Annotated in this window: 19 protein-coding genes and 1 tRNA gene; 10 read left to right on the forward strand and 10 right to left on the reverse strand. The window is 51.9% G+C overall.

Annotated features, from left to right (window positions below; translation table 11 throughout):
* Window positions 1-9 precede the first annotated feature (9 nt).
* The 3 genes from C5Y83_RS25155 to C5Y83_RS25165 all read left to right on the forward strand — a co-directional run bounded on the left by C5Y83_RS25155 (window position 10) and on the right by C5Y83_RS25165 (window position 4,559).
* Window positions 10-2,412, forward strand: a complete 2,403-nt coding sequence (locus C5Y83_RS25155) for an ATP-binding protein (protein WP_158262511.1) — start codon at window positions 10-12, stop codon at window positions 2,410-2,412.
* A 288-nt stretch (window positions 2,413-2,700) separates the two neighbouring features.
* A complete protein-coding gene (locus C5Y83_RS25160) occupies window positions 2,701-3,090 on the forward strand; it encodes a RidA family protein (RefSeq protein WP_105332564.1) in 390 nt (129 codons plus the stop codon).
* Window positions 3,087-4,559 (forward strand): sodium:solute symporter family protein, encoded by a 1,473-nt coding sequence (locus tag C5Y83_RS25165; protein ID WP_105332565.1) that lies wholly within the window; start codon window positions 3,087-3,089, stop codon window positions 4,557-4,559. The genes C5Y83_RS25160 and C5Y83_RS25165 overlap by 4 nt, the downstream gene beginning before the upstream one ends.
* Before the next feature lie 61 nt (window positions 4,560-4,620).
* Here C5Y83_RS25165 and C5Y83_RS25170 read toward each other — a convergent pair whose 3' ends face one another.
* Entirely contained in the window at window positions 4,621-5,007 is a 387-nt protein-coding gene (locus C5Y83_RS25170) for a nuclear transport factor 2 family protein (protein ID WP_105332566.1), read from the reverse strand.
* A 345-nt stretch (window positions 5,008-5,352) separates the two neighbouring features.
* Between C5Y83_RS25170 and C5Y83_RS25180 the strand changes: the two genes are divergently transcribed.
* Window positions 5,353-6,441, forward strand: a complete 1,089-nt coding sequence (locus C5Y83_RS25180) for a sialate O-acetylesterase (protein ID WP_199195133.1) — start codon at window positions 5,353-5,355, stop codon at window positions 6,439-6,441.
* A gap of 30 nt (window positions 6,442-6,471) precedes the next feature.
* Here C5Y83_RS25180 and C5Y83_RS25185 read toward each other — a convergent pair whose 3' ends face one another.
* Window positions 6,472-7,545, reverse strand: coding sequence for a redoxin domain-containing protein (locus tag C5Y83_RS25185; protein ID WP_158262512.1), 1,074 nt, complete (start codon window positions 7,543-7,545; stop codon window positions 6,472-6,474).
* Window positions 7,546-7,997: 452 nt separating this feature from the next.
* Between C5Y83_RS25185 and C5Y83_RS25190 the strand changes: the two genes are divergently transcribed.
* The 3 genes from C5Y83_RS25190 to C5Y83_RS25200 all read left to right on the forward strand — a co-directional run bounded on the left by C5Y83_RS25190 (window position 7,998) and on the right by C5Y83_RS25200 (window position 11,762).
* Window positions 7,998-9,392, forward strand: a complete 1,395-nt coding sequence (locus C5Y83_RS25190) for a hypothetical protein (RefSeq protein WP_105332569.1) — start codon at window positions 7,998-8,000, stop codon at window positions 9,390-9,392.
* A 288-nt stretch (window positions 9,393-9,680) separates the two neighbouring features.
* On the forward strand, window positions 9,681-10,904 hold the full coding sequence (gene msrB / locus C5Y83_RS25195; protein WP_105332570.1) for a peptide-methionine (R)-S-oxide reductase MsrB: 1,224 nt from the start codon (window positions 9,681-9,683) through the stop codon (window positions 10,902-10,904).
* A 48-nt stretch (window positions 10,905-10,952) separates the two neighbouring features.
* A complete protein-coding gene (locus tag C5Y83_RS25200) occupies window positions 10,953-11,762 on the forward strand; it encodes a copper homeostasis protein CutC (protein ID WP_105332571.1) in 810 nt (269 codons plus the stop codon).
* 74 nt (window positions 11,763-11,836) lie between these two features.
* On the opposite strand, the gene C5Y83_RS25205 is transcribed toward C5Y83_RS25200, so the two are convergent.
* The 5 genes from C5Y83_RS25205 to C5Y83_RS25225 all read right to left on the reverse strand — a co-directional run bounded on the left by C5Y83_RS25205 (window position 11,837) and on the right by C5Y83_RS25225 (window position 15,275).
* A complete protein-coding gene (locus C5Y83_RS25205) occupies window positions 11,837-12,628 on the reverse strand; it encodes an EAL domain-containing protein (RefSeq protein WP_158262513.1) in 792 nt (263 codons plus the stop codon).
* Between the two features lie 791 nt (window positions 12,629-13,419).
* Window positions 13,420-13,492 (reverse strand) — tRNA-Asn (locus C5Y83_RS25210).
* Between the two features lie 148 nt (window positions 13,493-13,640).
* The gene (locus C5Y83_RS25215; protein WP_105332573.1) at window positions 13,641-14,066 is read right to left on the reverse strand and encodes an ATP-binding protein; all 426 of its coding nucleotides are present in this window, start codon (window positions 14,064-14,066) and stop codon (window positions 13,641-13,643) included.
* Window positions 14,067-14,228: 162 nt separating this feature from the next.
* Complete coding sequence (locus C5Y83_RS25220) at window positions 14,229-14,588, reverse strand: STAS domain-containing protein (RefSeq protein WP_105332574.1); 360 nt, start codon at window positions 14,586-14,588, stop codon at window positions 14,229-14,231.
* Window positions 14,589-14,858: 270 nt separating this feature from the next.
* Window positions 14,859-15,275: a hypothetical protein gene (locus tag C5Y83_RS25225; protein WP_105332575.1), complete on the reverse strand. Its 417-nt coding sequence runs from the start codon at window positions 15,273-15,275 to the stop codon at window positions 14,859-14,861.
* 263 nt (window positions 15,276-15,538) lie between these two features.
* Between C5Y83_RS25225 and C5Y83_RS25235 the strand changes: the two genes are divergently transcribed.
* The gene (locus tag C5Y83_RS25235; protein ID WP_105332577.1) at window positions 15,539-16,471 is read left to right on the forward strand and encodes a hypothetical protein; all 933 of its coding nucleotides are present in this window, start codon (window positions 15,539-15,541) and stop codon (window positions 16,469-16,471) included.
* A gap of 368 nt (window positions 16,472-16,839) precedes the next feature.
* On the opposite strand, the gene C5Y83_RS25240 is transcribed toward C5Y83_RS25235, so the two are convergent.
* Both C5Y83_RS25240 and C5Y83_RS25245 read right to left on the reverse strand, forming a co-directional pair.
* Complete coding sequence (locus tag C5Y83_RS25240) at window positions 16,840-17,238, reverse strand: hypothetical protein (RefSeq protein ID WP_105332578.1); 399 nt, start codon at window positions 17,236-17,238, stop codon at window positions 16,840-16,842.
* Between the two features lie 448 nt (window positions 17,239-17,686).
* On the reverse strand, window positions 17,687-17,989 hold the full coding sequence (locus C5Y83_RS25245; protein ID WP_105332579.1) for a hypothetical protein: 303 nt from the start codon (window positions 17,987-17,989) through the stop codon (window positions 17,687-17,689).
* 305 nt (window positions 17,990-18,294) lie between these two features.
* Here C5Y83_RS25245 and C5Y83_RS25250 point away from each other — a divergent pair, with 305 nt between their 5' ends.
* Window positions 18,295-18,690 carry a response regulator gene (locus C5Y83_RS25250; protein WP_105332580.1) on the forward strand — a complete coding sequence of 132 codons (396 nt, stop codon included), beginning with the start codon at window positions 18,295-18,297 and terminating at the stop codon, window positions 18,688-18,690.
* Between the two features lie 205 nt (window positions 18,691-18,895).
* Window positions 18,896-22,735 carry an MFS transporter gene (locus tag C5Y83_RS25255; protein WP_105332581.1) on the forward strand — a complete coding sequence of 1,280 codons (3,840 nt, stop codon included), beginning with the start codon at window positions 18,896-18,898 and terminating at the stop codon, window positions 22,733-22,735.
* Between the two features lie 68 nt (window positions 22,736-22,803).
* Here the strand turns inward: C5Y83_RS25255 and C5Y83_RS25260 are convergent, their stop codons facing one another.
* Complete coding sequence (locus C5Y83_RS25260; RefSeq protein WP_105332582.1) at window positions 22,804-23,868, reverse strand: hypothetical protein; 1,065 nt, start codon at window positions 23,866-23,868, stop codon at window positions 22,804-22,806.
* Window positions 23,869-23,888 lie beyond the last annotated feature (20 nt).

The following is a 23,888-nucleotide window of genomic DNA, read 5'->3' on the forward strand; positions in this document are numbered from 1 at the left end:
AATCCAGCTATGAACACGCAGCGCAATACTCACCGAGCGAAGGGCCTTAGTGTTAGCGCTAAGATATCGCTCGGTTTTCTCATTGTGTTGCTATTGCATGTTTCGATCGCCGCGCTGAGTCATTATGGCATGGCGAAGTCACAAAGCGATTTGAAAACTTACAGCGAACTGTTCCGAGAAGTTGAACAACTGCATGAAATCGATCAAACGGTCGGATCGCTACAACAGAATGTGATGCTCTTTGCGTTTACTGGCTACGAAGGGCCGGAACGCCGTGCCCAAGAATTGCAGGATAAGTTAGGTCAAATCATTTCTGAGGCAACAACGTTCAAGTACCTTGATAATCGCGATGACATTTATGCGATGCAGCAACATCTTAGTACCCATCGAGAGATTCTTGCGGCGGTTGAAGTCGATCGAGCTAAGCGGCGCAAACTCGTGAATGATGTGCTACAACGCCATGCTAATGAATTTCAAGTCGGCATTCTGGCATTGCTTGAAAATCCTTCGACTAGAATCATGGCCGAGGAAGCAGATGCGGCCTTCACGACGGCGCAACTCAACCTGCTTAAATACGTGAACACGCCAGACTCGACTTACTTTCGAGAAGCCAAGTCACAGCTTTCACTTACAAAGTCACATTTGGAGCAAATTGAAACGCTTGATGGCTTAGATTCACAAAAGGCGGTCGAGCAAACAATCGTCGCGATCAACTTATACGAGAATGCCGCTATTCAGATGGTTCAGGCGACTCGTGGCTACTTACATCTGGTGAATGTCGTTTTGGCTGGCGAATCGGTCGAATTTCGGCGTCTGGCGCGAGAGATTAGGAGTAATCAGATAGAACACGTTCGTGTACTCGCCGAAACCATGATGAATGACAATCGACACTTTCAATATGCAAGCAATGTATTCTCGATCATTACGATCGTTCTAGGAATCGTGGCGGCGTGGCTGATTGGAAGGAACGTAGTGCCCCCGTTGAATGCGATTGCGTCGACATTTGATCGCCTTACAAGTGGGGAGAAGATTAATGCCATTCCTGCGCTCGATCGACATGACGAGCTAGGGAGACTGGCCATGGCCGCCCAAGTGTTCAGAAACAAAGCCGCTGAAACGGAGCGTTTGCTCGATGTCGCCGAAAACGCTCGGGAAGAGCTCAACTTCGTAAACGATGAGTTGGCTAAGCAGAGCGAATTGGCACGACGGATGGCCGAGGACGCAACGGCAGCCACCGCTGCCAAGAGCGAATTCCTGGCAAACATGAGCCACGAGATTCGCACCCCGATGACTGCCATTTTGGGATTTGCGGAGACGGTCGCTGATGATACGAAGGACGAAGAGACGAAACAAGCGATTGAAACGATCCAACGCAACGGGCATCATCTACTTTCGATTATCAACGACATCTTAGATCTGTCGAAAGTTGAATCTGGCAAGATGACGGTTGAATCCATTTCAACGTGTCCCTACACGTTGATCACGGATGTCATTTCGTTAGTCAAGGTTAAAGCGGACGGGGCCGGGCTACAAATAACGTCGAACTTCATCGGTAAGATTCCCAAAGAGATTTCGACCGATCCGACACGTCTGCGTCAGATTCTAATCAATGTGCTTGGGAACGCGATCAAGTTTACCGAGGTCGGTGGCGTAACATTGCGATCGGAATTCGTCCAAGAGGGCGATCGCGCCATGATGCAGTTTGACGTGATCGACACCGGAATTGGGATGTCGGATCACCAGATTTCAAATTTATTCCAGCCTTTCACTCAGGCCGATTCTTCCACAACGAGAAGGTTCGGTGGAACGGGACTTGGTTTAACCATCAGTAAACGTTTGGCCAATATGTTAGGTGGTGATCTGACGATTACCTACTCTCGCATGGGAGAAGGTAGTGCCTTTCGGCTGACGATCGATGCGGGAGCAATCGAAGATATCGAATACCACGATTCAAGCACTTTGCGGTCGTTGATGAAGACGAAGTCGCCCGATTCTAAAAGTGCCCATCGTCTGCATGGCGTTCGACTCTTGTTGGCAGAGGATGGTCCCGATAATCAACGTTTGCTGAAGCACATCCTGAGCAAGGCTGGGGCTGAAGTTGATATTGTTGACAATGGCCAGTTGGCGGCTGAGCGGGCCATGCAAGCGTGGCGACATGGGACACCATACGACTGCATACTGATGGATATGCAAATGCCTATTAAGGATGGTTACGAGGCGACGAGAGAGTTGAGGCGTCTCGGGTATAACGCTCCAATTCTCGCCTTGACCGCGCATGCAATGAGTAGCGACGAGAAGAAGTGTAAAAGTGTTGGATGCGATGGATTCTTGACGAAACCAATCGATCGAAAGCTGCTCTTAACAACCGTTCGACATTGGACGAATGCCGCAGAATATCGAGAGCTCTCTTAGCTGATGGGCAATTCGTTACGGGGCATTCGCCATGCTTCAGTTGCCGCGTGAGCGGTACTGAGGTTTCCTGCCGACTTCTCAAGCTTCTTTATCGCACTGCTTGCGTCCGGCTAGGATTTATGTGATCAAAGATATCTCACAGCCGCGAACTTGGTCATTACGGTCTTGATAGGCTGCCCTATCGGCTCGCGATCAAACGATGATCACATCGTTGAGACACGAACGCCGATGTCTTTTCCCATTCCCCTTCGTTCCCACCGCATAGAATCGCTAAGGAAGGATCGCTTGATGAGTATTATTCGTTACGGCACCCAAAAGTCGGGTGCGGGTGGCCAATCACTTCCCTTTGCTCGAGCTGTTCAAGCCGATGGTTGGCTGCACGTTTCGGGGCAGGTTGCGATGGAAAACGGAGAGATCATCGATGGTGGGATCATTCCACAGGCCCATAAGGCCATTGGGAATATGCTCGCCATCGTCACGGAAGCGGGTTACAGCAAAGAGGACATCGTCCGCTGCGGTGTCTGGCTCGACGATCCACGCGACTTCTGGTCGTTCAACAAAGTGTATGCGGAGTACTTCGGTGGCGAGCATGCGCCAGCTCGCGCCTGTGTGCAGGCCATGATGATGGTCGACTGCAAGATTGAGATCGACTGCATCTGCTACCGGAAGCCGACATGAGTCCGACACTATTTCTGGTAGTTTTCCTGCTATACATTTTAGCGATGATTGGCCTCAGCGTCTGGATTTCACGCTGGCAGAAGTCGGGCGAAGATTTTCTGCTGGGTAATCGTTCGATTCCTCTCCTGTTGGTACTAGGAACGACCATCGCCACGATGGTCGGAACGGGCTCAAGCATCGGAGCCGTAGGGCAGGGGTATGCTCACGGATGGCGTGGAGCGATGTTTGGCGTCGGGGGGGGCCTAGGAATGTTGCTATTGGGCAAACTATTTGCCAACGTTCGCACGCACAACTTCATGACCATGTCCGAGGAGATCTCGTTTTACTACGGAGCGAATCGATGGATCAAAGGGCTTGTCGCGATTTCGATGCTGTTGGCCTCCATCGGTTGGCTGGGGGCTCATATCCTCGGCGGCAGTTATTATCTGGAATATGTAGGTAAGGTTGACCCCGTTGCGGCCAAAGCCATTCTCGCATTCGGCTTTGGCACTTACGTGGTGATTGGTGGTTACGTGGCAGTTGTCTGGACTGACACGATTCAGGCAATTGTTTTGTTTGTCGGTTTTCTTTTGATGACCGTATTCGCAGTGCAGCAGATCGGCGGTCCATCTAAGATTAGCAGTTTGAATCACAGCAGTTTTGAATTTTTGCAAGGTCCGCAGTTACTGCCATCGATTTCGCTGGCGGTGGCCATTTTGATCGGCGTCTTGGGAACGCCTTCCTATCGACAAAGGATTTACTCCGCTGATAGTCCCGCGACAGTCAAGAAGAGTTTCTATTGGAGCGGTATGCTTTATCTGGTGTTTTGTTTGCTGCCGGCTTTAATTGGGATTTGCGTTTATCAGCTAAACCCAAACCTTGAGAATCAAGATCACGCGTTTCTGTATATGGCAAACGAGTTGATGCCCATGGCGATTGGCATGATTTTTCTGATCGCTGGGCTAAGCGCGACGATGTCTTCTGCGAGTTCCGATGCCATCGCCGCGGTGGCGATTCTGTTTCGCGATGTGTATGTCATGTTTACGGGCAAAATGCCCAATCGAGATCGAATGGTTCGCAGTTCACGCTGGGGACTAATTGCGATTATGGTGGCAGCATTCGCGATTACCTTGCCAGCTGAGAATATTATTCGCTACATCAAAGATATGATCTCCTTCATCATGAGTGGCTTAGTCGTCAGCACGCTAATGGGCAAATACTGGCGTCGTGCCACTTGGCAAGGAGGTATCGCAGCGATTCTTGGCGGTGGAATCTGTACTGTGGTCTTTAAGTTCAATCCCGGGTTGGATGCATTTTGGGGCGGACCGGTAATCCTATCAGTCGTCTGCGCTGGCGTGGCCGGAGTATTGGTAAGTGTGGTTACACCTGCGAGTAGGGTTACTGATTCCGAGGCATTGCGAATCCTGGCGACGGAGAGACGCGCGATGGAGTCGCATGACGAACCAATTGACGAGGATTTGTTGTCGTGACGAGAGCTTAGGGGATGGCAAATTCGATCCCCACGACCCTATTTCGGCTAAATCGTGCCTGCTAGAACATACCATTGAGGTGCGCGGCTTCGTCCGGAACGGTTTGCAGAACATCCCAGTGCTCGACGACTTTCCCGTTATCGTCCAGGCGAAATATGTCGATCCCTGCCCAATCGGAATCGCCAGGCCAAGTTTGATGGCAGTGTAAGACGACAAAGTCGCCTTCGGCGATCACACGCACAAAACGGACATGTTTACCGGGATATTCGAGGGCCATCTTCTCGAAATATGCGATGAATGCCTGTTTGCCATCTCCGACCATCGGATTGTGCTGAGTGTAGGTATTCCCAACGTACTTCTCGACCGCCTCTGCGGGACGGCATTGGTTGAACATGGTGTGATAAAACGCTTGAACATTTCGCTTGTTTCTTTCTTCGCGCTCACCCATGGTGCACCTGGTAAGTTTTTGGGAATCATCATTAATGAATTGCTACGCTTTGGTTGATGCCGACGGCGGCTCTTCTGTTGCATTGTTTTTCATATTCGACCGTTCGTATCGGAATATCGTGTCAATTCGTTGGTACGCAGTTCGGCAAAAACACTTAGCTAAGCATGCAAATCGAATCGTGCGAACGAATTGCCAAATGATTCGAATTCGCTTCGAATAGTTCTCTTGGTCGTCAAAACGGATTATTGATCAGTTAAGCTAGAGATGATCACGGAACGAGTCATCTTATGCTTTCCGCTCCGGATTGCCTCATCAAATCTTGTATGCCCCAATCAGAGCATTCCCATGCACATTGCCTATCGATTTACGTTCAGTCTGCTGGTTTTTCTGCTGCCGAGTCTCCTGTTAGCTGATATATCGCCGGCCGCTGAGACATCGGAGACACTGCCAGATCCTGATGGCAAAGGTGCCGACATGAGTCGACCAGTGCAGGTCTACATCTTGCTTGGTCAATCCAACATGTTGGGTGCCGGTAAGATTGGACCGGCCAGTCAGGAAGGAACGCTCGAACATGCTGTGCAAGCGAAGGAAAAATATCCCTACTTGATCGATGAAAATGGAAACTGGACAGAACGTAGGGATGTCCGAAATGTTCGCGTCATGGCAAGCGGCACCAAACCAATGAAGGTCTTTCACAACGAATGGATGACGGTAAAAGGCCGAACGATAGGACCAGAGCTAGGCATCGGGCATTGTCTCGGCCATGCCACGGATGCTCCGGTTCTGATCCTGAAAAGTTGCATTGGCAATCGATCTTTGGGTTGGGATCTCTTGCCTCCGGGAAGCGAAGGGTATGAGTTTTATGACAAGGGTAAGACTTGGGTCTACGCAGGTTACAAGCAATCACCCATGCGCTGGGAGAAGGGGACCGAGCCGAAATCGATCAACTGGTACGCCGGTATGCAGTACGACGGAGATATCGCTAACGCAAAGCAGGTTCTGGCCGGACTTCCAAAGTATTACCCAAATGCGAAAAGCTACGAGATTGCCGGTTTCTTTTTCTGGCAAGGCGATAAGGATCGCTATGACGCCGGACTGGCCAGTCACTACGAAGCGAACCTCGTTCACTTCATCGATCAGCTACGTAAAGACTTCGACGCTCCAAATGCCAAGTTTGTATGCGCAACGCTTGGACAGACCGTCAAGGGATCGCAAGGCAACGAAGGCTTAATCCTCGATGCGCAATTGGCCATCGATGGAACAAGTAGCAAATATCCGAAGTTTAAAGGGAATGTGGCAACCGTTTACACCCAGCCTCTTTGCCATGGCGGCGCATCGAACAACCACTATGGAGGCAATGCCGAAACTTACATGGACGTTGGCGAGGCGATGGGGCGAGCCATGCTGAAATTACAGCGATCTGAGATGAAGTGAGCCGATTCAACGCATTAGCATCGCTGCCGCCTATTCTGCGAGAAGCTCTTCAATCTTCTGCCGCATGTGAAGTTCGCCGTCGTTACCCTTCCATTTTAGTTCGCCCGCCCAGTGTTCTCGGAAGTAGCCCTGCTTGTCGATGAGATAGACACTGGGCCACATTGAATTCCCCCAAGCATTCCAATTGACCTTTTTGTCATCAATAAGCACTGGGAAGTCGAACTTCGCTTCGGCAGCTTTGCGGCGTACGGAATCGCTATTGCGCTCGGCGCTGGTTTCGGGAGTATGGATGCCAACGATGACAACATCTTTGTCTTTAAATCGCTCGCTCCACTCAAGATACCAGGGGTAGTTGCGAATGCAGTTGATGCAGCCAAAAGCGTAAAAATGGACGACAACCACCTTGCCGCGAAGTTCCTTCAGTGAGAGTAGCGAGGAATTGATCCACTCACCTTCAGCACCAAAGTCAGGGGCTCGAATGTGCGGCTGGTTGTCTTTCAGGCCACGGAATGGTTCGCCGATCACATTCCGCAACGCAGTTCGTTGCACGGGTGTCAGGACAGCGACGAGCTTCTTTTGCTGGTCTTCGAGAAGCTTGACGTACTCTTGCTGGACGGCTTGACGGTCTTTCCCTTCGTCGTTCATCTCTTTGCGAAGTTCGACAACCGCCTCTTGCGTGTCGGCATCGATCTTCTCGAGTTTCGTCTTCTGAGTCGCCGAGTAGTTGAGTCGGTTGGCGACCTCTTCGTGCAGCAACGCGTCATTCCCCATTCGCTGTAAGACGAGCTGTTTGAAACGGGTTTGCTGTTTCGGCTCGAGCAGACTCTGCATCTTCTCACGGGCTTCTGCGACAAGCGTTGTTGCGGTGGAAAGGGCTTCTTCACGAGATCGGTTTCTCAGCGGAAGAAAGCGAAGGTCAAGGTCGTCTCTCACAGCATGAAATTGCTGCTCCTGGGCCGGGCTTAAATCCAATTCGGCAACGGCAGATGGCTGATGCAGAAGAATCCAGAACGGGTCGTTCCATGGTTCCGTATCCGCAGCACGTACCTCGACTTGTGCTGCCCAAGAAAGACAGATGATAGAAAACAGAATTGCGCGACGCATGATTCGCCTCGAGGACTTGAGGAATGAGAGTCTGCTTTTAATGCCACACGTGAATTGAGGGATGCCTACCGGACCATGTCCATATTTTAACGAAGAGGGTGATCGCATCTCTAACTCTACCGACTATTCCCGAGAGATTAGCAGGAATTAAAAAGGCTCGATGTAAAGCAGATCACACTGCTGCGACTTGAAGCCAAAGAAGTTCCATGTTCGCTTCTCTTGGTGAGCCATTTCACGGTAGGGCGAAGTGTGGACGTCTATCCTGATCCGTGGAAAGCCGATGAAATGAAATCGGAGTCGTTTCTACCTTCATTTGGACAGAAAATGCAGCGAGTTCTTGATTGCGGAATTGTTCACCTTGTACATTGGGATTCCAAACTCCCCACCTTGGAACTTCGCCCCACACCGTTCCAGCTGACTCCTTCCGTTCTCTTAAGCTGATGGACAATCGCATGGCTATCGATCGACGGCACTTCTTGGAAACCACTTTGTCGGCAGGAATTGCCGGGCTACTCGCCCCTTGTTTGGCGCGAGGAGAATCGGCGCCCTCATTGAAGATCGCTCCGTTTCGATTCCAAGTGACCCCTCCCGAAGGACATCCGCTGTGCGGCGGTTGGATCACGCCGGTGGTTGCCGTTGAAGATGATCTGGAAGCCATCGGTTTCGTGCTGACTGGAGCTGGAGAACCAATCGTCATCTGTGCGGTTGATTGGACGGGCCTCCTCAATGAAGCCCATTTGCAGTGGCGAGAAACAATCGCGAAAGCTGCCGGGACAACTCCTGATCGCGTCGCCGTGCAATGCGTTCATCAACACGATGCCCCGTTTGTTTGCCTAGAGGGAGAACGTGTTGCCAGTCAACACGCGGGACTTCCTCATTTAGTGCAACTCGATTTCTTCCAGGAGTGTTTGACGAACGCTGCGGAAGCCGTTACCAAAGCAATGCAAAATTTACAGCCAGTAACTCACCTTGCCACCGGTCAGGCAAAGGTTGAGAAAGTCGCCAGCAATCGGCGCATTGTCAATTCAGCTGGCGAGCTTGTTGATTGGCGAGGTAGTTCCAGCAAAACGCCCAGGCACTGGGAGATTCCAGAGGGATTAATCGACCCGTGGATGAAAACGGTTGCCTTCATGCAAGGCGATAAGAAGCTGGTGTCATGCCATTACTATGCAACGCACCCCATGAGCCACTATGGAAAGGGGCAAGTGAGTAGCGATTTCGTCGGTCTGGCACGTAAACGCCGACAAGCCGAGGATCCAGGTTGCACCCACATTTACTTCACTGGTTGCTCAGGTAACGTCGCCGCTGGAAAGTATAATGATGCCTCTCCGGAAGCACGTGTGCGTTTAACAGATCGCATCTACGCCGCCCTTGTCGAGAGCGAATCGCGATTGAAGATCGAACCGATCTCGAGTGCCCAGTGGCAAACCGCCGAGGTTCAAATTCCTCCGTCGGAGTCGCTGAACGAAGAGGAGTTGCTCGCGATCGTCGCCGACCCAAAGGCCTCGAACGCAGATCGAAATCGTTCCGCCATGAAAATCGGATGGCTTCGTCGTTGCGAACGAGGGACCCCGATCGTCCTCAGTTCGCTGCATGTGAATCAAACCTCGCTGCTCCATTTGCCAGCAGAGTCGTTCATCGAGTACCAGCTGCAGGCCCAGGAACTCGCTCCGGACCGATTCGTGGCCACCGCTGCTTACGGCGACGGAGGCCCTTGGTACATTCCAACCGCCGAGTCTTACCCTCAAGGAGGCTATGAAGTGCGCGTCGCGTTCAGTTCACCCAAGGTCGATGAAATACTCACCGAGAGCTCAAAGCGAATTTTGAATGCTTCCAAGATAATTTGAGATCTTGCGTAAGTTCTTCAGTGGCCAGTGATTACGTGCTTGACTCGCGTGGTTTCGTTAATGTTTGAGTGTTCCTGCCGGTACTTCCGATGAGCGTGCTGTTCGCTCTTTAGGCGTCAGGCCGATACTTTGCTGTCTGATGAAGTGTTGAAAGAGATGGAGAACAACCGCTGCGGTATCGAACTTTCCATTTGATTTCCTACCGCTAAAATAATCAGATGTCGCGCAGTGGCGGTGACGGACGCGGCAGCGGTTGCAATTCTTTGAATTGATCTTGGGGGCAACGTCATGCGAAGGATCCTTTCCCTTACCACAGCTACTCTAGCGGGACTCCTGCTCACGATCGCTTCGTTCGGCTACCGTCCTCTTATGGCAGACGAAACGAATCTTGAAGCGAGCGATGCTGCTTTGCCTGCGACCACGATGACCGCGAAAGCGATGTTTGCTGGTGGTTGTTTCTGGTCGGTCGAATCGGATATGGAAAAGGTATCCGGGGTTCTGGATGTAATCACGGGGTACGCTGGCGGTCAGTCGAATAATCCGACCTATCAAACTTACGCGTTTGGCGGCCACCGTGAAGTCATTCTCATTACCTACGATCCTCAGAAGATTACCTACGCCGGGCTCATCGAGCACCTGATCAAGCATATCGATCCTACCGATGCCCAAGGTTCCTTCCTCGATCGTGGAGTGCAGTATAGTCCCGCGATTTTTGTACAAACGGATCGGGAGAAACAGACGGCTGAGGCTGTATTGTCTCAGATCTCCGAGATGAAGGTCTACGAGAATCCTCTAGCCGTCGCTATTTTGCCTCCTGCCTATTTTTGGCCAGCAGAAGCCTATCACCAGGACTACGCGGCACATCACCCTGCGTCGTACAAGAGCTACCGCTTCCGCTCTGGCCGTGATTCCTTCATTCGGAAGCACTGGGGAAAGAAGGCAGACGAACTGCAACTAGCGGACATCGTTCCAGCGACCTCCTCAGAGGAATTATCGACGAATGAGTCGACGAGTGTTGCTGCCTCGCAAGCCCCAGAAAAGCCGTGGGAATCATTCGAAAAACCGGATCCGAAGGAACTTCGCGCCAAGCTCACACGAATGCAGTACGCAGTCACTCAAAGCTATAAGACCGAGCCCGAGTTCCGAAATGCTTACTGGGACAATCACGAAGAGGGAATCTACGTCGATATCGTTTCGGGGGAACCGCTGTTCTCGTCCACCGATAAGTTTGATTCTGGAACAGGCTGGCCTTCCTTTACAAAGCCGCTAGAACCGGAGCACTTTGTATCCCACGTCGACTATGACAAAGGGTATCCACGCCTCGCACTTCGGTCAAAGTACGGCGAATGCCATCTGGGACACGTATTCAACGACGGTCCCGTCGCGACCGGAGGAATGCGGTTTTGCATGAACTCCGCGGCACTGAAGTTTATTCCCAAAGATGAACTTGAAGAGGCTGGTTATGGCGAATACCTTAAGCTATTCGCCCCAATGCCCACAAATGCAAAATAGTCTTAACTCGGCAATGGTCGGGGGCGGCTTACTATTTGAACCGCTAACGTGATTGTTAGTTTCTCTTTCGCGATAGTTGCGGAACCTTACCCCCTGTTAGCTGCTTACTTGAACAATCATACAAGAATCTTGCTGGAAGTCTGTGTCGCCTCGGTCGACGATGCGGTTGCCGCGTTTCGTGGAGGAGCCGATCGACTTGAACTTAACTTCGCAATCGAGCTTGGTGGCTTGACGCCCAGTGTTGGGCTTCTTGAAGAAGTCAAACGTGCCGTAAGCATTCCAGTGGTCGCGATGGTTCGGCCGAAGCCGGGAGGATTCCACTACTCGGCGGCCGATCTTCGATTGATGATGCGAGACGCCGAGATGCTACTGGCTGCTGGTGCCGACGGAATCGTTTCGGGCGCGTTGAAAGAGGACGGAACGATCGAGGACACATATTGGGGCTCGCTTAAGAGGAAATCCGAATCTCGTGAACTGATATTTCACCGAGCGTTTGATGTTGTGTCCGACCAGCGATCGCTCCTTAAGGCATTGATCGATCTAGATACCACTCGTGTGCTGACGTCTGGTGGCCGCGATACTGCATGGGAAGGGCGCGAGCAGATTGCCAAACTGAATGAGCATTTTGGCAAACAGATCGAACTGCTTCCTGGCTCAGGGATTTCGTCTGAGAATGCTGTGGACGTTGTGCTGGCGACCGGATGTACTCAAATCCATGGTTCTTTCAGCCGATTACAGACGGGCCAGTTTACGGGATGGCTAAGAAACGAAAACCGTCGGGCGACCAGTCAGCAATTAGTCGCTGCCACAAGAGCAGCCCTCGATTCGCGGGAACGTATGATCGATTCCTTAGGCTAATCGTTAAACAAGTGAACTCGGTTGCGAATGTCACGCGTCCTAAGGGCGGATGGCTAACCGAGGAGCAGACCCATTCACTTCGACGTTGCGCCAGCCAATTCCATGCTCGAGCTATCAGTGTTCGAAATCACCTTGTTTTCAAAACGGGATGGTTGTGGTCGACCTAACAGGTATCCCTGGAAGAGATCGACCCCCAGCGATTTCATCAGCTTGAACTGCTCTTCCGTTTCAATCCCTTCGGCCAGGCATAGTCTTCCACACTCTTTCGCGATCGCTGCCAAGGCTCCACAAATTGCTTTGTGGATCGGAGAATTGACGGCGGAGCGAACAAGGCTCATGTCGATTTTGATCAGGTCTGGGTTAAGATCGGCCAACATATTCAAGCCTGCAAACCCTTCGCCCACATCATCCAACGCGACACGAAATCCTTTTTCTCGATAGTAGAGGAGCACATTGGTTAAATGCTCTCGGTCATCCACGGCTTCTGTTTCCACCACCTCGAAAACAATTCGGTCGGGCTCAATTCCTGCCGACTTGGCTGCGGCGATCGTCGATTTCAAACAAAAAGCAGGCTCATAAATCGCGGTTGGCAAGAAGTTGATAAGGATCGAAGCCTCATCGGGTAATACTTTTTTGGCATTCCGAATGTGGGTCTCTCGGCAAACTCGATCGAGCATAAATGTCAGTCGCTCTTGGGTTGCCCAGGCAATCAACTCGGCAGGGTAAACGAGTTGACCGTCACTTCCCACGCCACGCATGAGGCACTCGTAACCCCACACCGTTTTTCCATCACTTTGAAAGACAGGCTGAAAATGAGTCGTGATACGTCGCGCTCGTAGCAACTCAACGAGCGGAGTCGCATTCAACGGTGCAAACTCTTCTAGCGGAATGAATTGCTCGCTAGGAAGAATTTCACAAGTCGCACTCTGGGAACAACAGCCAGAAGTGGGGGCCGCATTTTCCCAGCGTGCTGAGATCGATCCAATAAAGGCCGGTTCGAGAACTGCGCGGAGGAAATTAACGACGTCATTCACTATCAAGTAGCGAGAGTTTCCCCCAACTAACACCGAGAATTCGTTGCCGTCGTCGCATTGCTTCCAGTTTCGCAGCTCTGCAAACTGAAGAAGGTGCCCTTCCCAATCTACATTGGTTTCAAATCTTAAACGGATGCGACGTTCATCAGTTCGGCAAGCGCAAGTCACTAGATTTCTCACGAATAAGTGGTCTCGAAATCATTATGGAGGATTCCAGCACTTTGATTCCTCCAAATCGATCGACTCAAGTGTTGCTTATCACTTGGCTGACAAGCCTAAATTGTCGGAAATTCCCAGCACATCAATACCCATTACCCATATGCCTACGTCACAAACCGACCGTAACGCGGTCTTGGGCTGACAAAGAACTTTCCCTTGGTTTAATCAGAAGAATCAGCCTAATCGTCAATTCAAGTCGGCGCACTGAATCAGAAATGTCTACAGCTGAAATCCGAATGCGACAATCGGATTCACTTCCATCTTCAAAGGGCGTTGTCTCACACGGAACCGGTGAAACCAGAGACTACGTTGGACAGGAGCACAAACGAAAAAAGCCGAGAACTTGCACTCTCGGCGTTTCACGTTTACTGGTCTGTCAGCGGAGATTCCGCGTGAAAGAAAGGCTCCCCCGGCAGGACTCGAACCTGCGACAGGGCGGTTAACAGCCGCCTGCTCTACCAACTGAGCTACAGGGGATCAGAAGTGTCTAAGTTTACTTTTTTCCTTCGCCCTTACAAGGGCACCTCAAACGAAAGTTTAGGGTGTCGGTTGCTTGCAAGGTGCGGTTGTATCGAGCAGGACAGGCCGCGGCGGAAACTGGTTCGCTGAAAAGACTTAATTTCGTCTAGTTGGACCGAGTTTTGGTCATTCGTACCGAGTTGCCTTGCTCGTTGTATTGGACATCGGTCATGTAGGCCTTGATAAGCATGACCCCACGGCCTGAGGGGATGTCCAGGTTTTCGTCTAGCGTCGGATCTGGCACCGCTTCTGGATTGAAGCCAGGACCCTCATCCGTGATGTGGATCAAAACTTCTTCTTTGCCCACCCGTATATCGACATGAACCGACTTGTTCGGATCTTGTTTGTTGCCATGCTTGATCGCGTTGACGATCGCTTCCTCCGCAGCCAGATGGATTCCAAAGGAGTCGTGCGAGGCCCATTCCGCTTTTTCAAGTTGGGTTAGCAGCTCTTTGATCAGGCGCTGGCCTTCCGCCGTGTCGCTAGGGATTGTCTCCACGTAGGACCATAGCCAGTTATTGTCGTCGCCCATAACTAAGCGCAATCAAAATGGGAGGAGTGTTACGGGAAAAGGCAATCAGGTTTGCCTGGAACCTGATTGAAGAACTGCTGGCCACCTGGCATCGCGCCACACGACGGATGATAGCAATAGTGTAGCGATAAAAGGTGATATACGAAAACGCCAGCCGCCCAATTAGCCGCGAAATGCTGCCAAAGCGTCTGGAACGTCGTCTTTAATATCAAAAAGCTTGTTCAGTCGCGTGATTGCAAACACTTCCATGATTTCAGGACGGATGTTGCTCATCTTGAGCGTGCCGTCTTTCTGTTTAACGTGCTTGTCCAGACTGATCAGCTTGCCGAGCGCCGAGCTGGAAAGGAATTCGACATGCGAGAAGTTCAACAGAATTGTACGCTTGCCATCGACCTCGACTAGGTCGCTAAACTCTTGTCCGATCTCTTGGATCTGGATGTCATCGAGGATCTTCCGATCCTTGAATTCAACCACCGCGACGCCATCCACGTCCGAGATCTTAAGGCGTTTTTGGTCCGACATTGATTTTGTTCCCTTTACCTGAAGACTTCGCAGAATTCTAACGTAGCGAGATTCACGAACACAAAGGAAAAACGAAGCATTCTGAGAATCTTACAGGCCACTGCAGCGCCAGAATCGTCTCAAACGCTAAACCCTATGATAATTTTCACTTACGCGCTGTCAACGACCTATCGGCTTCCAGGTGGCACGCGGCTGCTAGCTGGCGATCAAATGGCTGCCGATTCGCGGAGAATTTGGTATTTGTCAGAATAATAAGAAAGCGTGTTGTGATTAGTCGTTTCGCTTTCCGTCCAAAATCACGTGCTTCATCAACAAGTAGTTGCTGCCACGGTATTCGGTGATTGTACCGGTCACCACCCAAACGAGTTTGCCCGTCGACGTCTCTTGAGTTTGGACAACGCGTTCCATCATCCGATTCTCCAGGATCTTGAAGACGTGATCCCCTTCCTCGGGGGAGAAGCTGAGTCGATCGCCGATCCACTCAAAGCTGCCAATCTGATCGACGATTTCGGCTCCCTCCCGCAGACGGTTCTTCTTTTGGAACCGTTCTTCCTCCTGGCGTGCCATGTCCGTCTGCCCGGTGTCAGTGTCCTGTGCAGAAACATTCGGTGTTGACGGCGAAACGGCGGCCAATAGGAAGGCCAAACCACATAACAGGCTTACAAAACTGGGCAGCCACTTATTCATGGTCTTGGTTGCTCATAAATCGAGTTCATGGATCCACGGTAAAAGTCTAGGTTGCGATCTAATGCGCTGCCTTCTTTCTTCATCACGTTGCGGAAAATCACGCATGTTGCGAAATCGAAACATGGCAAGATCGCGTTGCATTGTCGTAAATCAATTTTGGGAAAGGAGTTAGTCGCCTTGACTGCCTGGCGTTCAAGCATTGGCATTACGACTGCATCAGGTGGAGGGAGGCAAACCAATCCCCCTCTACTATCAGAATTGCCATGTACGATGCTTTCACTCCCTTCTCTTTTGCGCCCTTTGCTGTGGCTATTCTGTTCGTCCTGAGCGGACTGATGGCGATCGGCTCGAACATGATTCTGGCGCAGGATCTGTCGGCGACCTCCATTGTTGAGTTGACGACTGCTAGTGGACGCACCTTTCGTGGAAGGCTCTCACCGAAGAGCGACTTCGACACCGTGCGGATTACTTCGTCGCGCGGTTCGATTGAATTGACCCGCCCAATTGCGTGGAAGGCGATTCGCGAACTGACCATCAACGAAGAGCCTGCATCGTTCGAGCATCTTAAAACGCTCATTCATCGAGTTCATGAAGCCAACTCGCAAGATGGCCAAGTCCCTGGTTTGATCGAGATTGGCCCGTCCCAATCGATTAGTAACGAACACGAAGTGTCGGTCGAACAGAAAGAGGCAAGCCTGAAGTCGGCACCAGTTGCCTCGCTTGCGGCCTGGGCGACTTACAAGAATTGGGACAGGGATCCAAGCGTTGATGGTTTGGAAGTTACCTTCACGGCTGAGGATACCGAAGGGATGCCAACTTCCGTGCGAGGTTATCTGGAGGCGGAACTCTACGCGTTTCACAATGAAAGCTACTCAGCGGTTCCTCAAGGCCAGGGTTCTCGGTTCGAACGGATTGGTTCCTGGCGAATCTCCTTAAACCAGACGACGGCTCGATACGATTCTCGTGTCGCTCGGCTTCCGTATCAAGGGAACTCCCCTGCCACCGACGGTGGGATCTCTCCGTACGGAATCTTGCTACTACGGCTTGTTGTCCCTGGACAGGGGACTTTCTCAGCAAGCCTGGATGACGTTCGTTTGCGGCCTTACAGTGCGATTCGTGATTCGAATCAACTGACAGGGAATCCTCGGTTCATCCAGGATGAGAATCCGAGGTATCGCCCGTACAACGCCCGTTGATTTTCCGGTGCATCTAGTTCTACCGAGCAAGGGCAGGGCAGTCATCGCCTTTCTAGCTTAGCGTGTCAAAAAAAACGGGCCGACCGCAAATTGGTTGCGGCCGGCCCTCGGTTGCCCCGAGCTGAACGTGGGACAGATACGCGCAGCAACGGGGTTTCCGTATCGTTATGAACTCCGTAATCCTGACGTGATGACAACTCGTCAAATAGACTTATTTCACGTTGAAATGGGCATGATTTTACGTTGGAGGGGTACTGCAAGGCGAAGTAATGGAAGAACGTGAGTGGCGACGATACGGCAGCTAAATCTTGTTATGGCTGCCAGAGCGTTGACTCACTGAAGTTCGGAACTTCCGTGGTGGGTTTGCGTCAGCTGACGGCTTCAAGGTCCCGTTCAAAGAGTTCTTCGACGGGGTATTCAAGAACTGAATCAGGAAGGTCGTGAAGCTCGATGAGCTTTCGCGAAAGGAACTGGATGGCGCTAGTCGCCGAGAGCATATCTTGCATCGCAAGCGGACGTTCCATGGCTAGGAATGTCCGTACTCGTCCGAGGACAAGATCTACGAATTCAAATTCGCGCAGATACTTGTTTCGCAGATGGGGTAACGATTCCAGCACGGCGCATGTGTGGTCTTTCAGCGCACGGAATCTGGCTTGAACGATGAGAAAAGCTTCGCCCGGTTCTACGATTTCGGAATCCGAAAAATCATGGAGTTCGAGCGCATGGAAAAGTGACTTAATTGCCCCAAGCTGGGTTGTTGTTGGCATTAGTCATGGCAACTTTCTCTGTCCCAAAAATGTGAGAAAATCAATGATCTAACGAATTTAGCTTTGGCTACGATTCAGGGGTGGGCGCGTTTTATCCTCTAAGTTTTTTGCGAAGACACACTCAATAGAGTGGGTTTGTAGCAGATCTTACTATCAGTAGCGACCACCCCGGATGGTTATTTTCTGACATGGGATGAGCTGAGTTCACTCTGCTTGATGGAGCTACGGAACAAGTCGCGGCGACAAATTAATGAAAGAGGCCAATCCTGCTTCGACCGCGGCATTAGTGGGGCCCCCTTCCAGGGAGAATGGCATTTAACCACACTCTGGTTAGGGGAACTTATTTGGCAAACTGCACGACATGTGGATCGTCAAGCAGTAGGCTCAACTGGCGTTTTCCCGGTGCAAATTCAGGGCCTAACATACCCAGGAACTTAGATAGAATCGGCTAACCAGGCTTCGGCATTGCCAGGCTGTGAAGGACCAAAACGCCCCCCATTGAGATCAGTGCCCAGCCCATCCATTGCGGCGGTTTGATGGTTCGCTTTTGGGCAACCTGAGTTTGCTCGGCCGCGGCGGCGACAAACGCTGTTGGAACATCGCTCGGTTCCGCAGGTTTTGCAGCGAAACGCTTTGCAAGAAACTGGCTGGCTTCACTGGTCAGCGTCACCGAGTCGATAAGGCGAAACTGGATCCCCAGCGCCAACAGGACAATTCCAATCATGAAGTACTGGTTGCGATTGATTTCCACGGGTCCGCTCCGCTGAACTTAACGTTCTTGTCTCACAGGATGTAACAATCCGTCTCTGTTTAATTTCGTGAAGTCGCAGGGGGGCGAACGAGCCTTTTCAAAAGATCGACCTCTGCAATTGTGGTGACGATTGCAACGGAAATGGGGATGAAATCGAATCAGACGATCAATCGGAGCAGATTTTGGTGGGGCTGTGAGAAATCGCGTTCGATACCGTTACCACGCGTTTGCTGCGACCTACTTATAAAAGGAGCACAAACTCCCGCGTCTTACCTGACACGGTTTTCACCGAAAGAAGTCTTGCCATGAACACATCTGATTCTTCCCGTGGTCGAGCCCTGGTCTGCGATGATTCTCTCTTGATGCGCAAACTGGTGATTGATTCGCTCACAGAAGATGGGTGGACGATCGTCGGTGAAGCGCAAAACGGTAAAGAAGCCGTGGAAATGTACAAGTCGCTGACGCCTGATGTCGTGACGATGGACATTGTCATGCCAGAACATGACGGTATTTATGGCCTGGAGCACATCATTGAGCATGATCCGGAGGCCAAAGTTGTCGTCGTCAGCGCATTAAATCAGACTTCCTTAGTTGCTGAAGCCGTCCGAAAAGGGGCTCAAGACTTCATCGTGAAGCCTTTCTTGCCGGAACATCTCCAAGAGACCATGCGACGTTTGGTTGATGCCAATCTTCCCGCATAACTAGTGGCCACTAGCTGTCGAATCCGCCTGCTGACACGAATTCCGGGATTCTTGCCCCCTGATCTGCCGCATATTCGTGATAATTCCGCGTAGAAAAGCGTTGGCAAAATCATGCCATCAGCTATCTTGTGGCGTTGGTTAAACGCCCCAAATCGGCTAGTCTTACGGAATTGCAACCAAGGCAAGCAGCGCGCGGAATAGACGTATGGCCCCTGGCGTCCACGAGCCCACCATCCGAGAACAAGACGACGAACGGACTACCCTTTCGTCGCTAAGTTTCATTGGCCTTGTTTTGACGCAGTTCTTCGGCGCCGCCAACGACAATATTTTCCGTTGGTTTGTGATCGGGATCGGTAAGGAACGTTATCCCGAAGATGTTGGGGCTATTCTCATGGCAGGGACCGCCTGCATGGTGGCACCTTATCTGATTTTCGCTCCGCATGCCGCTTACTTTGCCGACCGTTTTAGCAAGCGATCGGTGATCGTATCGTGCAAAGTGGCCGAAGTCGTCATCATGATCATCGGGCTCGGCCTCGCGTTGACCGGACAGCTTGAATGGATGTTAAGTGTCGTCTTCATGCTTGGGGCCCAAAGTGCGATGTACGGTCCCGCCAAGCTGGGGGCCATTCCCGAAATACTCAAGACCAAGCATATCTCGTCCGCGAATGGAATCATCGGCCTAGCAACCGTGGTCGCCACGGCACTGGGCACGATCGTCGGTAACCTTCTTAGCGACTATACCCATCAAGGCACAACCCATTTGTGGGCAGCTGGCCTCATCATGGTCGGTTTCGCACTGGTCGGTATCGTGACCAGCATGTGGATTCAGCGACTTCCGGTGAATCAGCCTGACATGAAGTTCCCTTGGAATCCGTTCAAGAACGTCCTGAAAGATTTGAAGGTCTTACGAGCCAATCAGGCAATTTTCTACGTAGCCGTGGGAAGTGCGTTCTTCTGGACATTGGCGGCATTGGCCCAGTTGAACATCGATCAGTTCGCTTCGGAAAGTGGTGCGACCAATCAAACCGATGTTGGGCCACTTCTCGCTGTGCTTGTCGTCGGAACCGCGGTAGGGTGCGTGCTTGCCGGGTACTGGTCGCAAGGTCACGTTGAAATGGGGATTCTCCCGCTCGGGGCGACCGGTTTGGCGATATGTTCGTTCTTCTTATTCCTCACGCCTGAAAACATCGTCAACGAGGCGGGCCAGCAGAATTTCGTTTTCTTCTTTGCCAGCTTGTTGTTGTTCCTTATGGGGCTCTCGGCTGGTCTGTTCGAGGTTCCCTTAGCGGCATTCCTTCAGCATCGAGCTCCGGCCGAGAAACGGGGGACCATTCTCGCCGCGACGAATTTCCTCACGTTCGGTGGGATTCTATTCATCTCGGTCGTCTTCTGGGGATTGACCGAGCGTGTTTACGAAGGAAGTGTTGAAAACATCGGGCAGATCGCCAAGTTGGAGATCAGTCCAGAGTTCAAGTCGACGGTCGACAAGGAAGCAACTCAGCTCAAAGCTGATTTACAGAAGGATCCAGAAGCTACCGTCGAACCGGATGCTATCGCGAAGTCTCTTTCGTCAAGCGAGGAAGAGCAGAAGTATGCATTCGCTTCGCTTTTACTGACCCAACTTCAAGTCGCGTTTGCCGACGAAAAACCGCCGGAAAAGAGCAAGCTGATCGATCGGTATCCAGACGATAAACGCCTTGTCGGTCAGGTCTTTCTGCAGGCGACGAAACTTCCGATCCTAAGTTCGCGTCAGATCTTTTTGCTGTGTAGCGCGGTTACGATTCCCATTCTATTTTACATTCTTTATCTCCTGCCTCAGAACTCGCTCCGGTTTCTGGTATGGTTGGCGAGCGAAACCTTCTACCGCATTCGTGTTCACGATCGCGAAAATCTGCCAGCCGAAGGGGGCGCTTTGCTCGTGTCGAATCACGTTTCGTGGCTCGACGGTGTGCTGTTGATGCTGACTAGTAGCCGACCGGTCCGCATGTTGGTTTGGGGTGGCAATTTCAAGAGCGAATGGTTCCGCCGGTTCGTTGAATACCATGGGGCGATCCTGATCGATCGAGGGCCGAAAGGCATTCAACGGGCGCTTCAGGCGGGACGTGAGGCAATCGAGAATGGGGAGCTCGTTTGCGTCTTTGCCGAAGGCGGAATTACACGCAGTGGACAGATTCAAGGTTTCCGACCGGGCCTGCTTAAGATGGTCGAAGGTACGTCGGCTCCCGTGGTGCCGGTGTTTATTGACGAACTTTGGGGTAGTGTCTTCACGTTCAGTGATGGGCGGTTCTTCTGGAAGATGCCGCGAAGTTTGCAAATCCCGATTTCGATTCACTTTGGCGAACCGATCGATCCTCCCCACGGCATTCACCAGATTCGTCAGGCCGTTCAAGAGCTCGGGGCGATCGCGTTCAAGCGTCGTGTCGACCGCGTAATTCCACCAGCGAAGACCATGCTTCGCATCTGTAAGAGCCGATTGTTCAGTTCAAAGGTTGCGGACTCGACGGGGGTCGACTTGTCTGGCGGTATCTTCCTGACACGAATCCTGGTGCTTCGTCGTCTGTTGAATCGGCACATCCTCAAGCGGCGAAAAGAGGAGCAATATGTCGGTGTCCTGCTACCTCCATCGGTTGCTGGAGCCGCGGTGAACGGGGCATTGGCGCTCGATCGACGTGTCGCCGTTAACTTGAATTACACCACCAGCAACGAGGTGATGAACTACTGCATTAAAAAGTGTGGTATTCAATCGGTGCTGACCAGCCGGAAGTTTATGGACAAGTTCGACTGGGACCTCGATTGCGAAGTCGTATACCTGGAAGATTTGGCCAGCAAGCCAACCGCGTGGGATAAGATCAGCTGCCTGTTCACCGCTTTCGTGACACCAAGTTGGATCTTAGACCGCGTCTATGGGCTGAATAAGATCGGCCCGAACGACACGCTTACCGTTATCTTCACGTCAGGATCGACCGGCGTGCCGAAAGGGGTTCAGCTGACCCACGCAAACGTGTCGTCCAATGTGCAAGCTATCCAGCAGATGATTCACCTCAATCGCAGCGACGTGATCATTGGCATTCTTCCGTTCTTCCATTCCTTTGGATACACGGTCACGCTGTGGACGCTGTTTGGAATCGACGTCAAGCTGGCCTACCACTTCAGCCCGCTTGAACCGAAGGTGATCGGTAATCTAACCAAGAAGCATAAAGGCACCGCCATTCTGGTGACGCCTACATTCCTACGGAGCTATCTGCGACGCGTCGACAAGGAAGCATTCGCGACCCTCGAAATTGTGGTCGCTGGCGCCGAGAAGTTACCGGGCGATCTTAGCGATGCCTTCGAGGAGAAGTTTGGCGTCCGGCCCGTGGAGGGTTATGGTACGACCGAATTGTCTCCGTTGGTTGCCGTGAATATTCCCCCAGCCCGATCGATTGATAATTTCCAAATCGATCGGAAGGAAGGAACTGTTGGTCGGCCGATTCCCAACGTCGCCGCTCGAATCGTAGATCTCGACACGGGAGAGCCGAAGGGAGTCAACGAAGCCGGCATGCTCTACATCACAGGTCCGAATGTGATGAAGGGTTATTTTGACATGCCGAAAGAGACCAGCGAAGTGTTGCAGGATGGCTGGTATAAGACGGGCGACGTCGCACTCATTGACGAAGATGGTTTCCTGAAAATCACTGGTCGCGTGAGCCGCTTCTCGAAGATCGGCGGCGAGATGATCCCGCACGTACGCATTGAGGAAGCCATCGAATCGATTATCGGCCCACGAGATAATGAGGAAGAAGAAGGTCTCACTGTGGCCGTCACTGCCGTGGATCACCCGACGAAGGGAGAACGCATTGTCGTCCTTCACACACGACTCGATCAGACGCCAGAGGAAATCTGCCAACGGTTAAAACAGTCGGGATTGCCGAACCTATTCATACCTTCGGTCGATAGCTTTGTTCAGGTCGACAAGATCCCGATTCTCGGTACCGGAAAGCTCGATCTGAGGGAGCTCAAGGAATTGGCCAAGTCGCACTTCTCTCCGAACGGAACAACGGCGTAGCAGCCTTTTGAATTTCTCAGATCGGCTACGTCATTGAGACTATCGCTGGGCGAGCACTTTCGAAGTTCCTAGCGTCGCAGTTCTGCGTGACGCTTGCGAGGAACCGGGGCATAAGCTGCCACAGGGGTTCCTTCCTCGGATGTGGGCTTTATTCGATTGACCGCGAGCGGCTTGGCATCGCCTGGTGCAAACTGTTCCAGTACCGCCGGTTCTCGGGCAGGAGCTGATGCCAACGGTACCGGTTCGCTGGTATCTTCCTGCGACATTTGTTGCTGAAGATTTCGCTCGGCGATTACCTTTCGCTGGTAAACGCGACCGACCACATCGCCGAATTGTTCTCGTACGGTCGGCTCGACCTTGTTCAACTTCGCGATCAGATTCTGCATACCAGCCACGTTGCTTTCGGCATTCTTCGAGATTTTGCCAATGAACGAGGAGGTCTCGGCAAAGTTGTAATCTGCGGTCTTGCCGATCAGCGGATGCAAAGTTCGAGCTAGGAAATCGGCTCCGCGGCTTTCGAACTTCACGAATACATCCAAGCGATTCGAGATGTATGCCTTGCCATTAGCCGCTTTGGTGAAGCCTGATTTCAGTACCAACACGCACTGCGCCGTGATCTTCTTAGGGGCCAAAGGACCTTCGTAGTACCCTTCAGCAAAGAAGACGTTCGTGTCATTGTCTGCGTAGATTATGTCAACATTACTTACCGTGCCTGCCCCATCATTGGCATGGAATTTGGCAGGGCCAATTCGTTGAACCTGGACCGTGGTGATTCCCATCAACTCCCAGATGCTGACCACGACTTCGGGATAGGATACCAGGAACGCGTAAAGTTCAGGATCACAATCGATCACTTGAACCGGCAGTCGCCGGAAGATGCTAGGGTCTTTGACCACATCGGTAACCCGGTTCTGGTCGTGCGGACGCAAGTTATTGAATGGAATCTGACGCAGTGCATCTTGGCGTTCTTCGCGGCTGAAGCTAACTAAGGTTGCTTCTGGTTCTTCTGCCTGCACATAGCAGCTCGTCGGTAACGCAAGCCATGCCAACATCACCAGCGCAGCTAAGGAAGCAACGCGTCGGTAAAGAGAGGGAAGCGGCGTAATTGCGGATAGAGATCGAATAATCGGCATGCAAGCATTCCCCCTTGGCT

The organism is Blastopirellula marina (assembly GCF_002967765.1).
Lineage (GTDB): Bacteria > Planctomycetota > Planctomycetia > Pirellulales > Pirellulaceae > Bremerella > Bremerella marina_A.

Excerpts from the sequence above, each read along its gene's own strand:
- C5Y83_RS25170 (WP_105332566.1), bottom strand. The coding sequence starts at position 5,007 with ATGGGTGAGCGCGAAGAAAGAAACAAGCGAAATGTTCAAGCGTTTTAT.
- C5Y83_RS25250 (WP_105332580.1), top strand. The coding sequence starts at position 18,295 with ATGAACACATCTGATTCTTCCCGTGGTCGAGCCCTGGTCTGCGATGAT.
- C5Y83_RS25215 (WP_105332573.1), bottom strand. The coding sequence starts at position 14,066 with ATGGGCGACGACAATAACTGGCTATGGTCCTACGTGGAGACAATCCCT.
- C5Y83_RS25180 (WP_199195133.1), top strand. The coding sequence starts at position 5,353 with ATGCACATTGCCTATCGATTTACGTTCAGTCTGCTGGTTTTTCTGCTG.
- C5Y83_RS25240 (WP_105332578.1), bottom strand. The coding sequence starts at position 17,238 with ATGCCAACAACAACCCAGCTTGGGGCAATTAAGTCACTTTTCCATGCG.
- C5Y83_RS25255 (WP_105332581.1), top strand. The coding sequence starts at position 18,896 with ATGGCCCCTGGCGTCCACGAGCCCACCATCCGAGAACAAGACGACGAA.
- C5Y83_RS25235 (WP_105332577.1), top strand. The coding sequence starts at position 15,539 with ATGTACGATGCTTTCACTCCCTTCTCTTTTGCGCCCTTTGCTGTGGCT.
- C5Y83_RS25260 (WP_105332582.1), bottom strand. The coding sequence starts at position 23,868 with ATGCCGATTATTCGATCTCTATCCGCAATTACGCCGCTTCCCTCTCTT.
- C5Y83_RS25220 (WP_105332574.1), bottom strand. The coding sequence starts at position 14,588 with ATGTCGGACCAAAAACGCCTTAAGATCTCGGACGTGGATGGCGTCGCG.
- C5Y83_RS25190 (WP_105332569.1), top strand. The coding sequence starts at position 7,998 with ATGGCTATCGATCGACGGCACTTCTTGGAAACCACTTTGTCGGCAGGA.
- C5Y83_RS25225 (WP_105332575.1), bottom strand. The coding sequence starts at position 15,275 with ATGAATAAGTGGCTGCCCAGTTTTGTAAGCCTGTTATGTGGTTTGGCC.
- C5Y83_RS25160 (WP_105332564.1), top strand. The coding sequence starts at position 2,701 with ATGAGTATTATTCGTTACGGCACCCAAAAGTCGGGTGCGGGTGGCCAA.
- C5Y83_RS25185 (WP_158262512.1), bottom strand. The coding sequence starts at position 7,545 with ATGCGTCGCGCAATTCTGTTTTCTATCATCTGTCTTTCTTGGGCAGCA.
- C5Y83_RS25155 (WP_158262511.1), top strand. The coding sequence starts at position 10 with ATGAACACGCAGCGCAATACTCACCGAGCGAAGGGCCTTAGTGTTAGC.
- C5Y83_RS25165 (WP_105332565.1), top strand. The coding sequence starts at position 3,087 with ATGAGTCCGACACTATTTCTGGTAGTTTTCCTGCTATACATTTTAGCG.
- msrB (WP_105332570.1), top strand. The coding sequence starts at position 9,681 with ATGCGAAGGATCCTTTCCCTTACCACAGCTACTCTAGCGGGACTCCTG.